The 15,171-nt window shown below is 58.7% G+C and carries 14 protein-coding genes and 1 other RNA gene; all 15 read right to left on the bottom strand.

The features are described from left to right. Positions 1-17: 17 nt before the first annotated feature. A complete protein-coding gene (locus tag BOW53_RS03260) occupies positions 18-932 on the bottom strand; it encodes a D-alanine--D-alanine ligase (protein WP_078486078.1) in 915 nt (304 codons plus the stop codon). Beyond that, positions 929-1,828, bottom strand: coding sequence for a UDP-N-acetylmuramate dehydrogenase (gene murB, locus BOW53_RS03255; RefSeq protein WP_078486077.1), 900 nt, complete (start codon positions 1,826-1,828; stop codon positions 929-931). Before murB ends, BOW53_RS03260 begins: the two co-directional genes overlap by 4 nt. Next, a complete protein-coding gene (locus BOW53_RS12695; RefSeq protein ID WP_172838748.1) occupies positions 1,828-2,001 on the bottom strand; it encodes a hypothetical protein in 174 nt (57 codons plus the stop codon). Before BOW53_RS12695 ends, murB begins: the two co-directional genes overlap by 1 nt. Continuing rightward, positions 2,001-3,440, bottom strand: a complete 1,440-nt coding sequence (murC, locus tag BOW53_RS03250) for a UDP-N-acetylmuramate--L-alanine ligase (RefSeq protein WP_078486076.1) — start codon at positions 3,438-3,440, stop codon at positions 2,001-2,003. Before murC ends, BOW53_RS12695 begins: the two co-directional genes overlap by 1 nt. Continuing rightward, the gene (gene murG, locus BOW53_RS03245) at positions 3,437-4,513 is read right to left on the bottom strand and encodes an undecaprenyldiphospho-muramoylpentapeptide beta-N-acetylglucosaminyltransferase (protein WP_078486075.1); all 1,077 of its coding nucleotides are present in this window, start codon (positions 4,511-4,513) and stop codon (positions 3,437-3,439) included. Before murG ends, murC begins: the two co-directional genes overlap by 4 nt. Beyond that, positions 4,498-5,670, bottom strand: coding sequence for a putative lipid II flippase FtsW (gene ftsW / locus BOW53_RS03240; protein WP_078486074.1), 1,173 nt, complete (start codon positions 5,668-5,670; stop codon positions 4,498-4,500). The genes murG and ftsW overlap by 16 nt, the downstream gene beginning before the upstream one ends. Next, on the bottom strand, positions 5,667-7,049 hold the full coding sequence (murD, locus tag BOW53_RS03235; protein WP_245831979.1) for a UDP-N-acetylmuramoyl-L-alanine--D-glutamate ligase: 1,383 nt from the start codon (positions 7,047-7,049) through the stop codon (positions 5,667-5,669). Before murD ends, ftsW begins: the two co-directional genes overlap by 4 nt. Position 7,050: 1 nt before the next feature. Next, positions 7,051-8,133, bottom strand: coding sequence for a phospho-N-acetylmuramoyl-pentapeptide-transferase (mraY, locus tag BOW53_RS03230; RefSeq protein WP_078486073.1), 1,083 nt, complete (start codon positions 8,131-8,133; stop codon positions 7,051-7,053). Between the two features lies 1 nt (position 8,134). Beyond that, entirely contained in the window at positions 8,135-9,499 is a 1,365-nt protein-coding gene (locus BOW53_RS03225; RefSeq protein ID WP_078486072.1) for a UDP-N-acetylmuramoyl-tripeptide--D-alanyl-D-alanine ligase, read from the bottom strand. Then, the gene (locus tag BOW53_RS03220) at positions 9,496-10,992 is read right to left on the bottom strand and encodes a UDP-N-acetylmuramoyl-L-alanyl-D-glutamate--2,6-diaminopimelate ligase (RefSeq protein ID WP_425442890.1); all 1,497 of its coding nucleotides are present in this window, start codon (positions 10,990-10,992) and stop codon (positions 9,496-9,498) included. Before BOW53_RS03220 ends, BOW53_RS03225 begins: the two co-directional genes overlap by 4 nt. A gap of 26 nt (positions 10,993-11,018) precedes the next feature. After that, positions 11,019-12,773: a peptidoglycan D,D-transpeptidase FtsI family protein gene (locus tag BOW53_RS03215; RefSeq protein WP_078486070.1), complete on the bottom strand. Its 1,755-nt coding sequence runs from the start codon at positions 12,771-12,773 to the stop codon at positions 11,019-11,021. Further along, the gene (gene ftsL / locus BOW53_RS03210; protein ID WP_078486069.1) at positions 12,770-13,048 is read right to left on the bottom strand and encodes a cell division protein FtsL; all 279 of its coding nucleotides are present in this window, start codon (positions 13,046-13,048) and stop codon (positions 12,770-12,772) included. Before ftsL ends, BOW53_RS03215 begins: the two co-directional genes overlap by 4 nt. Further along, positions 13,045-13,980 carry a 16S rRNA (cytosine(1402)-N(4))-methyltransferase RsmH gene (rsmH, locus tag BOW53_RS03205; protein ID WP_078486068.1) on the bottom strand — a complete coding sequence of 312 codons (936 nt, stop codon included), beginning with the start codon at positions 13,978-13,980 and terminating at the stop codon, positions 13,045-13,047. The genes ftsL and rsmH overlap by 4 nt, the downstream gene beginning before the upstream one ends. Before the next feature lie 2 nt (positions 13,981-13,982). Further along, positions 13,983-14,438, bottom strand: a complete 456-nt coding sequence (mraZ, locus tag BOW53_RS03200) for a division/cell wall cluster transcriptional repressor MraZ (protein WP_078486093.1) — start codon at positions 14,436-14,438, stop codon at positions 13,983-13,985. 246 nt (positions 14,439-14,684) lie between these two features. Next, positions 14,685-15,048, bottom strand: an RNA gene (rnpB, locus tag BOW53_RS03195) — RNase P RNA component class A. Between the last annotated feature and the right edge of the window lie 123 nt (positions 15,049-15,171).

Raw genomic sequence — 15,171 nt, 5'->3', positions numbered from 1 at the left:
TTTCTTGCGCTTTGCCATTACAGGGTGGTCTCCAGGATCCGCCAGACCAGTTCATCGAAATCGAATCCACGTTCTTTTGCTGCCATCGGCACCAGGCTGTGGTCGGTCATACCGGGCACCGTGTTCACTTCCAACAACCAGGGTCTTCCCGATTCATCCACCAGGATGTCCACCCGTCCCCATCCTTCGGCGCCAACACCGCGGAAGGCCTCCAGCGCCAGGGCTTGCAGCGCCTCTTCCTGCTCCCTGTCCAATCCACAGGGACAGTGGTAATGGGTGCTGTCCGCCTGGTACTTCGCCTCGTAGTCATAAAAGGTATGGGGCGTCTCCAGCCTGATCAGCGGCAGCGCCTCATTACCCAGGATGGCCGCGGTGTACTCGGAGCCGGTCACCCAACACTCAGCCAGCACCTCGCTGTCGAATCCCGCTGCACCCTGCCAGGCCGCATTCAATTCCTCTACCGTGTTCACCTTGGCCATACCAATGCTCGAACCCTCGCGAGCCGGCTTGATCATCAGCGGAAAGCCCAGTGCCTCGGCCGCTTTCAGGTCCGTCTCGGAACGCAGCAACACGTAATCCGGGGTCGGCAGCCCCATTCCCTTCCACAGCAGCTTGCTGCGGAACTTGTCCATACCCAGGGCGGAGCCGGCAACACCGGTTCCCGTATAGGGCAGACCAAGGAGCTCAAGTGCCCCCTGGATCACACCATCCTCACCACCCCGACCATGCAGCACGATGAATACCCGGCCGAACGCCCCTTTCGAAAGCACATCGAGCACATCCGGCCCGGCATCGATGCCATGGGCATCCACTCTTTTACGACAGAGGCCATCCAGAACAGCACGTCCGCTGTTGAGTGACACCTCACGCTCAGCAGACATGCCGCCCATGAGTACAGCCACCTTGCCGAAGTCTGCCGCCTTGACACTCATGCCTTTGCCTCACCCACTATCCGAACCTCGGTACGCAGACGGATACCGCTCGTCTTTCCAACCCGGGCCCGCACCAGTTCAATCATGCGTTCGATATCCTCAGCCGTCGCATCACCGGCATTGATAATGAAGTTGGCATGTTTCTCGGACACCTGTGCACCACCTATGGCAGTACCCTTCAGGCCTGCCGCTTCTATCAGGCGTGCCGCGTAATCCCCTTCAGGATTGCGAAAAACCGAACCACAACTTGGGAGCCCCGTGGGCTGCGTTGCCGCCCGACGCTCCAGCAGGCTGCGGATCTCCCGTTGCCCCGCTTCCACGTCACCGGCTTCCAGCACCATAACCGCAGCCAGAAACCACTCTCCCTCAGGCCCCGCCATGTGGCGGTAGCCGATCTCAAACTCATCGGGATTGCGCTTACGGACTTCACCGTAACGATCCACCGTCTCAACCTCGACAATATGCTCCCAGGTCTCGCCACCGAAGGCCCCGGCATTCATCGCCAGGGCACCACCCATGGTGCCCGGGATGCCGGCCAGGAACTCGGCTCCGCATAATCCCTTGCGGGCTGCAAACCGCGCCAGCTTGGCACAGGCCACACCGGCCTCGATACGCAACCTGCCATCCGACATCAGCTCAAGACCTTCCAGCCGGCCCTGGGTGGCGATCACCGTACCTTTGAACCCACCGTCCCTGACCAGCAGGTTGCTGCCCAGCCCCAGCCAGAGCAGAGGCTCTTCCTCCGACAGCTGACTCAGAAAACACACCAGGTCCTCACTGTCAGCCGGCCGATAGAAGCAGCACGCCGGACCACCCACACGCCAGGTTGTGTGCAGGGCCAGGGGTTCGTCGTAACGCAACTCCCCTCGCAACTGACTGTTGTCCCGTGCAGTCATCACTGACCGGACCCCTTTTGTCTTGCTTTTTTACGTTTCAATGCCTTGACCGCCAGAGATTCGCTTTTTCTCAACATGGATGTCTTGCCTTTGCCTCTTGGCAAAGTGGCCACCTTGAGCGGCTCGCCGCATCCCATGTGCAGACGCCTGTTTGTAATATTCGAACCCGTCATCACGCCCCCCCTTTTCCGCTCAGCCTTGCAGGCAGCGTTGCAGCAATAGCCCCGATATCCCCGGCTCCCAGGGTGAGCACGATGTCACCGTCCCGCACCAGTCCCGAGAGCACTTCCGGCAGTTCGGACATCGGATCAACGAACACCGGCTCCACCTGCCCCCTGGTGCGAATGGCCCTGCTCAGGTCCCGGCCTTCGGCACCGGCGATGGGGGCTTCCCCGGCGGCATAGACCTCGGCCAGTACCAGCAGATCAGGCTTCGACAGGACTTGCACGAAGTCGTCGAACTGTTCCTGGGTCCGGGTATAGCGGTGAGGTTGGAAAGCAAGCACTATGCGCCGCTCGGGCCACCCTTCACGTACCGCTGCGAGGGTCGCCGCCACCTCCCTGGGGTGGTGACCGTAATCGTCCACCAGTAGAACTTCCCGGCCATCGGGCAGCCTGCACTCGCTTGCCTGGAATCGCCGCCCAATACCCTGAAATCCTTCCAGGGCCTTCTGGATGGCATCAATTTCCACACCCAGCTCCCTGGCCACGGCGATGGCGGCCAAGGCGTTCAGAACGTTGTGCCGGCCAGGCATGTTGAGGGTGACCTCGAAATCGTCACCGTCGGAAGTAACCCTGAACCGGGTACGCAGTCCCACCTGGTGGATCTCGGTTGCACGGAAATCGGCATCTTCCGAAGTACCGTAGGTAATCACCTGGCGGGTAATCTCGGGCAGCAGGTCACGGGCATGCTCATCATCAATACAGATGACTGCGAGACCGTAGAACGGAAGGTGATGAAGAAATTCGATAAAGGTCTGGCGCAGCCGCTCGAAATCACCACCGTATGTGGCCATGTGATCGGCGTCCACGTTGGTCACGATCGAGAGCATGGGCTGTAGGTAAAGAAACGACGCATCGCTCTCGTCCGCCTCGGCAACCAGGTAATCACCCTTGCCCAGGCGTGCATAGGTCCCTGCAGAATTGAGCTTGCCGCCAATAACAAAGGTAGGATCCAGTCCTCCCTCACCAAGCAGGCTTGCCACCAGGCTGGTGGTGGTGGTCTTACCATGGGTACCGGCTACTGCAATACCGTAGTTGAAGCGCATGATCTCGGCCAGCATCTCGGCACGGGGCACAACCGGGATACGCTGCTCCCGGGCTGCTGCCACTTCCGGATTGGATTCGCTCACCGCGCTGGAGATCACCACGGCATCGCAACCGGTAATATTCTCAGCCCGGTGACCGATCTTGATCTTCGCGCCCTGCTCCTGAAGACGCCGGGTCGCCGCGCTCTCTTTGAGATCGGAGCCCGAGATCTGGTAACCAAGATTGAGCATGACCTGGGCGATGCCGTTCATGCCTGCGCCACCGATACCGACAAAGTGAATCTGCCTGATCCGCCCCATCGCCTCTGCAGCCAGCCTGAGCTGTGTCTTACCGCCGGTATTCATCGAACGATCTCCTCGCAAATATCGGCAACCCGGCGAGTCGCATCGGGCAGTGCCAGGGCACGTGACTTCTCGGCCATATCACGGACAAGCACGCGGCCCTCCAGCATCGGCTCCAATTGCCGGGCCAGGTACTCAGGGGTCAACTCATTCTGTGGTAGAAGCAGCGCCGCACCCTTATCAGCAAGGTAGGCAGCATTTTGGGTCTGGTGATCGTCCACGGCGTAGGGATAGGGAACCAACAACGCACCCACACCTGCAGCCGCCAACTCGGCAACCGTCAGGGCACCGGCACGACAGATCACCAGGTCTGCCCAGGCATAGGCCTCTGCCATGTCTGATATAAATGACGTTACCTGTGCATCGACACCGGCATTGCGGTAACTGACCTGGGCATCCTCGAGTTTGCTGCTACCGGCCTGGTGGCGCACTTCCGGCCTCACATCCTCTGGAATCAGGGCCAACGCCTGGGGTACAGTTTCGTTCAGGGCCTGTGCTCCCAGGGAGCCACCCAACACCAGTAACCGAAGCCTGCCATCCCGTTCTGCGAACCGAATACCGGGTTCATCAATAGCTGCGATTTCGGAACGTACCGGATTTCCGGTCACCTCGGCACGACGCCCTGTCTGAAAACTGCCCGGGAACGCCTCGAGCACCCGGGTCGCAATACGCGCCAGGTACTGGTTGGTCATTCCGGGTATAGCGTTCTGTTCATGTATCACGAGAGGTATGCCTCCCAGCCTCGCCATCAGTCCGCCGGGACCGGCCACGAATCCACCCATTCCCAGCACCAATGCAGGCTCCCGACGCAGCATCACCAATCCCGCTTGTGACATCGCTCTAAGCAGACGGAAAGGCAATGTGATCCAGCCCAGCAATCCTTTACCTCGCAGCCCCTTGATACTGACCCACTCCATCTCAATGCCATGCTCGGGTACCACCCGCGCCTCAAAACTGTCGGGTACGCCGAGCCAGAAAATCTCGGCACCACGCGCTTTTAACTCCTCTGCCACAGCCAGTGCAGGAAAGACATGACCACCGGTTCCACCCGCCATGACCATTATGCGTGCGTCCATTGCACCTCCCCCGACACCTCGCTGTCGCCGCGACGCACTTCGTAATCTATCCGCACCAGTAGACCGATCACCATACAAGCCAGGATAATGCTGTTGCCGCCATAGCTCATCAGCGGCAGCGTGAGTCCCTTGGTGGGAAGGAGTCCAACATTGACCCCGATATTGATAAAGGCCTGCATACCGACCCAGAGTCCGAAGCCCTGGGCCACGTAGGATTCGAAACGCCTGCCTGCACGCTCTGCCAATACGCCAATGCGGAATGCCCGCCAGACCACAAGCCCAAACAGGAGGATCACTGCCAGCGTACCTACCAGGCCGAACTCTTCACCGATGACAGCCATCAGAAAGTCGGTGTGCGCCTCCGGCAGGTAGAACTGTTTCTGGATTCCGTTGCCCAATCCGACACCGAACCACTCACCCCGACCGAATGCGATCAGGGCCTGGGCCAGCTGATAACCACTGTTCTCCACGTCAGCCCATGGATCGAGGAACGCCGTTACCCGCTGCATTCGATAGGGAGAGAAGATCACAAGGCCGACCAGTGCCGCGCAGGCAGTGCCCACCAGGAGCATGAACTGCCAGAGCACCACGCCACCGAGAAACAGCATCCCCATCGCGGTGGCCAGCAGCACGGCGGTGGTGCCGAAATCAGGCTGGATCATGATCAGCGAACAGGCAACGACCAGGAGCAGCATCGGCTTGACGAAGCCCCAAAGACTGTGGGTGACCTCCAGTTGGCGCCGAACCAGGTAACCTGCGATGTAGAACACCAGGAACAGTTTCATGAACTCGGAGCTCTGAAGATTGAACGGCCCGATGGGAATCCAGCGGGTCGCACCATTTGCTTCCCTGCCGAGCCCGGGTACCAGAACCAGTAACAGCATGAGCAGGCCGACGAAGTAGAGTGCGGTACTCCACTGCTCCCACTGCTCCATCGGAATCCGGCTGACCAGCAACACACCGATCATGCCCAATCCGATGGCTATCAGGTGCCTGTTCACATAATAAAAAGGCAGGTCGCTTATCCGGTGCAGGGATGCCGATGCCACCATCACCAGGCCAAGTCCCAACAGCGCCACGGCAGAACTGACCAGCCAGTAGTCGATATCCGGCAGCATGCTTGGCGCCTCGCCTATGGTGGCCTGGGTTCTGCTCATGAAACCAGCCTCCCCACCTCGGTCATGAAAACCTCGCCCCGGTGTTCATAGCTGCGATACATGTCAAAGCTCGCACAGACCGGGGAAAGCAGCACACGGTCACCGGGTTGCGCCAGCCCTGCAGCAAGCGCCACCGCCTCCTTCATATCCTCGGCAAATGCCACGGGTACCGTATCGCCTATGGCATCGGCGATTCCCTGTGCGTCCTGCCCAATCAGCACCACGCCCCGGGCCGTATCCTTCACCACCGGTTTCAGATCGGAGAAATCCGCACCCTTGTCGTCACCACCTGCAATCAGCACCGTCCTGTCCTCACCCGCGGTGGAGGCGAAACCCCTCAGGGCAGCGATACAGGCACCGACGTTGGTACCCTTGGAGTCGTTGTACCAACTCACACCGGCATGCTCTGCCACGAACTGGGTGCGATGGGGCAGTCCCCTGAACGCCCGCAGGGCATCGAGCATGGCAGACATCGGCAACTCAAGCGCCCGCCCCATGGCAAGTGCCGCCAGGGCGTTGGCCAGGTTATGACTACCCGGCACCCGCAACTCGTCTGCCGCCACCAGTCGCTCCTGTTCAAAGCAGAGCCACAGCCGTTCATCCTCGATGCGCAGTCCGAAGCTGTCTTTGCCCGGCTCACCGAGGGTAAAAAAAAGAGCAGATTTCTCTGCACCCTGCATTGCCATTACCAGGGGATCGTCAAGATTGAATACACCGACCTCGGCATGATGATAGATGCGCGCCTTGGCATCGGCATAAGAGGCAAGGGAGTCGTAGCGGTCCATGTGGTCTGCCGAAACGTTCAACACCACCGCTACACGGGACGCCAGTGTATGGGTGGTCTCCAATTGAAAACTGGAGAGCTCCAGTACGTAGAGATCAGCATCGTCAGACAACAGATCCAGTGCCGGTTCACCGAGATTTCCGCCTACCTTTACCTGGCGCCCGGCCTTGTCCGCCATCTCTCCCAGCAGGGTGGTCACGGAACTCTTGCCGTTGGAGCCGGTAATGGCCGCCATCGGCGCATTCACCTCCTGGGCGAACAGCTCAATATCGCCGATGACCGGTACTCCCCGCGCCATCGCATCACGAATCAGGGGCTGATCAACCGGAACCCCCGGACTAACCACCAGTCTGTCAGCGGCCTCGAATACCGCCGCGTCAAACGCGCCGAGAAAAAGCGCCGTATCGGGCAGCTCTCTTCGAAGCTCTTCCAGGCCGGGTGGCTGTTCACGGCTGTCGGTGATGGCGGCAGACACACCCCTGGCAGCGAGGAAACGGGCACAGGAGAGCCCGGTCTTGCCCAGACCGACCACCAGTGTCTTACCTGTCTCCATGCTATCCATCCGTTTCATCACCTGTTCAGCAAGCCGTGCCATATCAGCGGATCTTCAGACTGGCCAATCCAATCAGTACCAGGATCACCGTGACGATCCAAAAACGCACGATGACCCGCGGCTCGGGCCACCCTTTCAACTCAAAATGGTGGTGCAGCGGGGCCATGCGAAAAATCCGTCGTCCTGTCAGCTTGAACGAAGCCACCTGCAGCATCACCGAGACCGTCTCCATGACAAAGACGCCTCCCATGATTACCAGCACCAGTTCCTGGCGCACTACAACAGCCACCACCCCCAGGGCCGCACCGAGGGCCAGGGCGCCCACATCGCCCATGAACACCTGGGCCGGATAGGCGTTGAACCATAGAAAGCCGAGGCCTGCGCCCACCAGTGCGCCACAAAAAACAACCACCTCACCCACCCCTGAGAGATGCGGAATAAGCAGGTAATTGGAGATCTGCGCATGACCGGTTACATAGGCAAATATTCCCAGCGCGCCAGCAACCAGCACAGTCGGCATGATGGCCAGCCCGTCCAGACCGTCAGTGAGATTCACCGCATTGCTTGAACCCACGATTACGAAATAAGTCAACAACACGAACCAGGGACCAAGATCGATAACAAGATCTTTGAAGAAAGGAATGATGAGCTGGGTATCGGCAGGCGCGACCGCCGTAACATAGAGCGCATATGCTGCACCCAGCCCCACCACTGACTGCCAGAGATACTTGTACTTGGCCGCCAATCCCCGGGGATCCTGCAGTACCAGTTTCTTGTAGTCGTCATAAAATCCGATCACGCCAAACAACAGGGTGACGATCAGGATGATCCAGACATAACGGTTGGAGAGGTCGGACCAGAGCAGTGTACTGATGGCTATGGCAACCAACAGCAGCGCACCACCCATGGTGGGTGTACCTGCCTTGGAGAGATGGGACTGTGGACCATCATCCCTCACGGTCTGGCCGATCTGATGTCTTGTCAGGCGACGGATCATGATCGGCCCCACCAGGAACGATATGACCAGGGCCGTCAGAACCCCCAGGATCGCCCGCAGGGTCAGGTATTGGAACACGGTGAAACCGGGATCAAATTGGGCCAGGTATTCGACGAGATATAGCAGCATCTCAGTCTACCTCCCCTTCCAGCAATGCGTTGATGACCTGCTCCATTGCGGCTTTCCGTGATCCTTTCACCAGGACACGGTCTCCTGGATTCAACGTATTCAACAATGCACCAGCGAGTTCCTCGTGGGTCTCGAACAGGCAACCGCCTTCACCAAACGCATCTGCGGCACCCCCGGCCTCGCTCATTGCATAGAGATGCTCGATGCCGGCCCTCCTGGCATATTCGCCCAATTCACGGTAGAACAACTGACCTTCCTCACCCATTTCAACCAACTCCCCAAGCACCAGGAAGCGACGCCCGGGTGCCGTGACCAAGACATCGATGGCGGCGTTGACCGAATCCGGATTAGCGTTGTAGCTGTCATCGATCAGGCCGATCCCGTTTTTCCCGGCAAGGGGCTGCAGTCGCCCTTTGACAGGCGCAAGAGATGCCAAGCCCTCCCTGATCTGCTCAAGGGATATGCCAAGCAACTGTGCTGCAGCAACTGCAGCCAGCGCATTCATACGGTTATGGCGACCTGCCAGGGCCAATTCGATCGTCACTTCACCCTCTGGGGTGATCACCGGAAAACGGCTGCAGAAGCCGGTCTCTGTCCAATGGACCTCCCACGCGTCTTCAGGGCTGTGAACATCCGCCAGCTGCCTGACGCCGAATGTGCGTACCTGCCGATCCCCGGCAAGCTCCCGCCAGAGCGGCGCCCAGGTATCGTCGCCGTTGAATACGAACCAGCCACCATCTGCCAGTCCGGTGACGATCTCGCCCTTGGCCCGGGCAACCCCTTCCACGCTGCCGAATCCCTCCAGGTGGGCGCGAGCCGCATTGGTCAGCACCGCCACGTCCGGTCGGGCGATGCTGCTCAGGTATTCGATCTCTCCGCCGTGGTTGGCGCCCATCTCGACCACCGCGTAGTCCTGCTCCTGCAGTCGCATCAGGGTAAGGGGAAGACCAATGTCATTGTTCAGGTTGCCCTGGGTGGAGAGTACTGTACCGCTCTTGGCCAGTATGACTGCCAACATCTCTTTCACCGTGGTCTTGCCGTTGCTCCCGGTAACGGCCACAAGCGGCGCATTGCTGGCCTGCCGCCAGAGTGCTGCCAAGCGCCCCAGTCCGATACGGGTATCCGGCACCACAACCTGTGAAATGGCCACATCGCTTTCGCGACTCACCATGGCTGCGGCCGCACCAGACGCCTTGACCCGGCCGATGAAATCGTGGGCATCGAAACTCGGACCCTGGATAGCGACGAAAAGATCGCCTGACCCGATCGTGCGGGTATCTGTACTGACACTGCTGAAGCAGACTTCGGCACCCAAATGCTGAGTGCCGAGCTGTTCTGCTACCGAAGTGGTGGTAAAGCTGATCACTGCACCACCCCCAACGATTTCAAGACCTGTTCACTGTCACTGAAGGGGAGTTTCAGATCACCCACCTGTTGGTATGCTTCATGGCCTTTGCCTGCCACAAGCACCAGGTCCCCAGGGGATGCACGATTGATCGCATCGGCAATGGCTTCAGCCCTGTCCCGCTGCACCACAACCGTCTCGGGCCTGGATACACCGTTCAAAATATCTTTAATAATCCCGTCGCCGTCTTCGCTGCGGGGATTGTCATCCGTCACCCACACCCTGTCTGCCAGGCGTTCTGCCACCGCACCCATCCCGGCCCGCTTGCCTCGATCACGATCACCACCACATCCAAATACCACGCTCAACTCACCTTTGGCGTGGGGACGCAGGGCCACCAGGGCATGCTCCAGAGCATCCGGAGTATGCGCGAAATCCACGACAACGAGCGGCTGCTCTCCGCCACCAAAATGCTCCATGCGGCCAGGCGCCGTCTCAACGCAGGAGAGTCGAGCCAGGGCCTTCTCCAGACCCTCGCCTCTCTCGAGCAGCACCCCGAGCACCGCTAACAGGTTGCTGACATTGAAGCGACCCAGAAGAGAGGTATTCAGCACACCATCCCCCCAACTGCTGCGCACCGAGATACGCATACCTTCAACACCTGAATGGATCTCATCCACGAAGATCCATTCATCCAGGCCATCCTCATCTTTTGCCTCGATGGCGTAGCCAATACGACGCAGCCCGGACGGAAGCTCCGCCGCCAGGCTGCGTCCAAATGCATCGTCCATGTTAAGCACGGCACAGCCCAGGCCGGGCATGAAAAAGAGGCGCCGCTTGGCTGCCTCGTAACTTGCCATGGTGCCGTGATAGTCGAGATGATCACGCGAGAGATTGGTCAATACCGCGATATCGAATCGCAAGTCTTCTGCACGCCCCTGATCAAGTGCGTGAGAGGAGACCTCCATGGCCACCAGGTCGGCACCTTCCTTTTTCACTTCAGCCAGAACCGATTGCAACTCCACCGGATCCGGCGTGGTATGAATGCCGGGCTTCAAGTCTCCCAGAAAACCATTACCCAACGTGCCTATCACTGCGCAACGAAGATCAGGGGCCAGCGCTTGTGCCAGAAACTGGCTGCAGCTTGTCTTGCCGTTAGTACCCGTTATACCTACCAGGGGAAACCCGGCGCTGGGGTGATCGTAAAAGCGCCCGGCAATACGACTCACCTGCCGACTCAAACCTTCCACCTGCAGCAGGGGCACCTGTGTCTCTGCCGCCAACTGCTCGATATGCTCGGCACTCCACTGCTCATCCGGTTCGCAAACCACGGCGACCGCCCCGGCCGAGAGTGCCTGGGACAAAAACTCAAGCCCATGCCTGGCGCTCCCGGAGCAGGCAAGAAAAAGTGACCCGGTGGCGACCAGGCGGCTGTCGATCGCAAGACTCTCGATATGGCGATCAGATGACGCAGATACACTGGCGATACCACCCAGCAGTTCCGACAGGGTCATGCCCTCTTGTAGCCTGATGGCCGCCATCATTGCTCAGCCCCCAGGCCTGCCAGCCTCACCGAATCGGCCGACAGATCATCAGGCGCCACGTTGAGCAGACGCAATGCGCCAGCCATCACTTTCGAGAAAACTGGCGCAGCAACCTGGCCACCGTAATACTTACCGGCCCGTGGCTCGTCGATCATTACCACCATCACCAGGCGCGGATCACTGGCAGGCGCCATGCCTGCAAAAACGGCAAGATACTTGTCTTCCGAGTACCCTCCGGAGGTGATCTTCTTTACCGTGCCGGTCTTACCGGCCACCTGGTATCCAGGTACTGCCGCAGCCGGAGCTGTGCCCTCAGCAGAGACCACGGCCTTGAGCATCTGCCTGACATTCTTGGCCACCTCGGCACGCATTACCCGCTCACCTCTAGGCTCCTCGTCCAGGCGCAGCAGGGAGATGGGGAACTTGATGCCATCGGCGGCAAGCACAGCATAGGCCCGCGCCAACTGCAGCGGCGTGACCGAGAGACCATACCCAAAGGACAAGGTTGCATGATCTATCTTCGACCACTGAACATGAGGGGTGAGCTGACCACCTGCCTCGCCCGGGAAGCCTGTGTTGGTGGGATCGCCGAATCCCATTTTGAAGAAGTAGCTCCAAAGCTCTTCACGAGGCAGATCCAGGGCTAATTTGCTTGCACCCACGTTGCTCGACTTGCGAATCACCGTGGAGACGTCGATCTTCCCGTAATTGCGGATGTCCTTGATCTGGTGCCGACCGACTTTATAGAAACCGGGCGTAGTATCAATTGCAGTGCTTGGACGATACCGGCCGGATTCGAGCGCAGCCGCCACGGTAAAAGGCTTCATGGTGGAACCGGGCTCGAATACATCGGTCAGGGCACGATTGCGAAAACGACCGCCACGCGCATCCTTTGAACCATTCGGGTTGTACGACGGCTGGTTGACCATCGCCAGCACTTCACCCGTACGCGCGTCCAATATAACGGCAGAACCGGATTTGGCCTTGTGGTGTTTCACCGCTCCCTTGAGCTCCCGGTAAGCGAGAAACTGCAGTCGACGATCAAGACTGAGATGGAGCTCCTTGCCCGGCAATGGCTTGCGAATACTCTCCACATCCTTTACTGCACGCGCTCGTCCATCACGGATGACACGTTTCTTTCCAGGGGTTCCCTGCAGCCACTGATCAAAAGCGAGTTCGAGCCCCTCCTGCCCCTGGTCATCGACATTGGTGAACCCGACAACATGGGAAAACACCTCACCGGCCGGATAGTAACGACGGAACTCCCGTTGCAGCTCCACACCATCGATATCAAGAGCCATCACCTTCTCAGCCAGATCCGGATTGACCCGCCGCTGGAGGTAGACAAAAGAGCGATTGCTTCGCTGAGCCAGCAACCGCCGCAATTCATTGGTCTCCTTGCCCAACGCCTTGGCCAGCGGCACCAAAACACGACGGTCGGGGGAGAGCACCCTGGGGTTGGCCCAGATGGAATCGACGGGCGTACTGATAGCCAGTGGCTCGCCATAGCGATCATTGATCATGCCCCGATGTGCCGACATCTCGACAACCCGCAGATGCCTGCGCTCACCCTCGGTCTGCAGAAAATCAGTCTCAAATATCTGTTGATCAACGGCACGCCACACCAGCGCAACGGAGGCGACCCCCATCAGGGCAAGCAGGGTCCAGCGCCGCGCCCGATAACTGGGCAGCGCCACCTTCTCCTTTTTCAGAGCCTTTTCAGCCCTTTTCTGCCGTTTCTTGCCGCTCATTTACCGGACCTGATTACCACCACCTCTTCAGATGAAGGGATGTGCATTTTTAATTTCTTGCGCGCCAGGCGCTCCACACGCCCATGGGTTGCCCAAGTGCTCTGCTCCAGCTGCAAACGCCCCCATTCGACATCAACAGCATCACGCTCTGTTCTCAGCAACTGCAGTTCCACGAAGTACTTGCGCGAGGAGTACTTGGCATAGACCACCCCAGTTGCCGATACGAGCACCGCAATGATCAAAACAACCAACGCAATAAAGCGGCCGCGACTCATGAAAGCCGCTCCGCAACCCGCAACACTGAACTGCGTGCACGGGGATTTTCCGAAACTTCCTCCTTGGATGGCCGCATCGCCTTCCCTATCCGCTTCAGCTTGGGCTTGAGCTGGTCCTGGGTGACAGGTAATCCAGGAGGAAACTGCCCACCCCTTTCGCCGTCACGCATAAAACGCTTTACGATGCGATCTTCCAACGAGTGAAAACTGATAACTGCAAGCCTCCCCCCGGGGGCCAGCACATCAAGCGCCTGATCAAGACAGGCACCAAGATCCTCGAGCTCTTTATTAATATGTATACGTATCGCCTGAAAGCTGCGGGTCGCCGGATGCTTGCCCTTTTCATGGCTCGGGTTTGCCGCAGCGATGATCTCCGCCAACTGGCGCGTGGTCGTTATGGCACACTCCTGGCACGCCGCCACGATGGCCCGTGCGATTCGCCTGGCAAAGCGCTCCTCGCCATACTCTTTCAGTACCCGGGCAATCTCATCCGCCTCGGCCCCGGCGAGCCACTGCGCCGCGCTCAACCCCGCAGAGTTGTCCATGCGCATATCCAGAGGACCGTCGCTCAGGAAACTGAACCCCCGCTCCGGGCGATCCAGTTGGGGTGAAGAAACCCCCTGGTCGAGCAAAAGGCCATCGACCCGACCAACCACCTGGTGTTTCTCCGCAAACGTCTCAAGCATCGCAAAAGAGCCCTGCTCTATTACAAAACGCCGATCCCCGCCAAACGCCGCTTCCGCCGCCGCTATCGCATCCGGGTCCTTGTCGATGGCAATCAACCGCCCTTCTGGCCCCAGGGCCTTGAGGATGGCATCACTGTGACCTCCCCGACCAAAGGTTCCGTCGATATAAACGCCGGACGGCCTAATATTCAGCGCCTCAAGTGACTCGTTGAACAGCACCGGCAGATGTTCGCTCATATCCGCCATCGTCAGATCGACAAAGTTTCCAGATCGGCCGGCAGTTCAAGAGACTCTAAATCGGCCTCTTCCAGCCATTCATCGCGCTGTCCGTTCCAGCGCTCTTCATCCCACAGTTCAAACTTGTTTCCCTGGCCGATCAGCACCGCATGTTTATTCAGACCGGCAAAATCTCTCAGTGGCGGAGGCAACAGCACCCGCCCCTGGGCGTCCATTTCCACTTCAGTGGCATGCCCTACCAGCAGCCTCTGCAGGCGCCTGGCAGCCTTATTAAAGGAAGGGAGGTTCATCAGCTTGCGCTCGATCTCCTGCCATTCGGGCAGAGGGTAGATCAGAAGGCAGTGATCGGTATCAACGGTAATGACCAATTCGGAGGCACAGCAATCCCGCAACCGATCGCGAAAACGCGTCGGAATCGCAAGACGCCCCTTGGCATCCAGATTGAGTCGATTGACACCCCGAAACAATGTAAGCGCCCCGATAATTCCTTTTTTTCCAAAAAAATCCACTTTCTCCCACTTCTCCCCATAATAGGTATCGGTTTTGCCACTTGTCAAGGAAATACCCACAAAAACAGGAAAACTTCCTTTAAAGACAGGAGGTTACGAGCGGGAATTAAAAGAAGTAAGGAATAAAACACCAAAAAAACATGACGGTAAGTCACGCACTTAAAGTGATTTATGAGGTTTAGGGGTGTGAATTAGGAATAAAATGTTGGGAGTCGGCCTGTAAGCCGGGTTCTGTCGAGGATGATCATTCATCTGGGAACACGTCACCGTGCGCCTCAAGCAACCTACCCGGAAGCCGCGTGGGCCACACGTTGCGGACGAGCCGCCTGCTTCCCTATTTGGTCTTGCTCCGGGTGGGGTTTACCGTGCCGCCACCGTTACCGGTGACGCGGTGCGCTCTTACCGCACCATTTCACCCTTACCGGCCCTTGCGGACTTAGGCGGTATACTTTCTGCTGCACTTTCCGTAGGCTCGCGCCTCCCAGGCGTTACCTGGCACCCAGCCCTCCGGAGCCCGGACTTTCCTCCACCCTTAATATATAAGGGCCGCGATCATCCGGCCGACTCCACAACCTCCACCTTAATCGGAGGCAATGAGAACTTCAAGTCCGCATAAATCCAGCTATTGCAATCATTCAAACCAATCGATAAACTTTCCCGTTTACCTGATATTTCGGGGGGTAGTTTTTTG

The sequence above is a fragment of the Solemya velesiana gill symbiont genome (assembly GCF_002020805.1).
Taxonomy (GTDB): Bacteria; Pseudomonadota; Gammaproteobacteria; order Chromatiales; family Chromatiaceae; genus Sedimenticola_A.
Note: the sequence above shows the minus strand (reverse complement) of the source record. Positions and strands in the feature narration are given on the sequence as shown.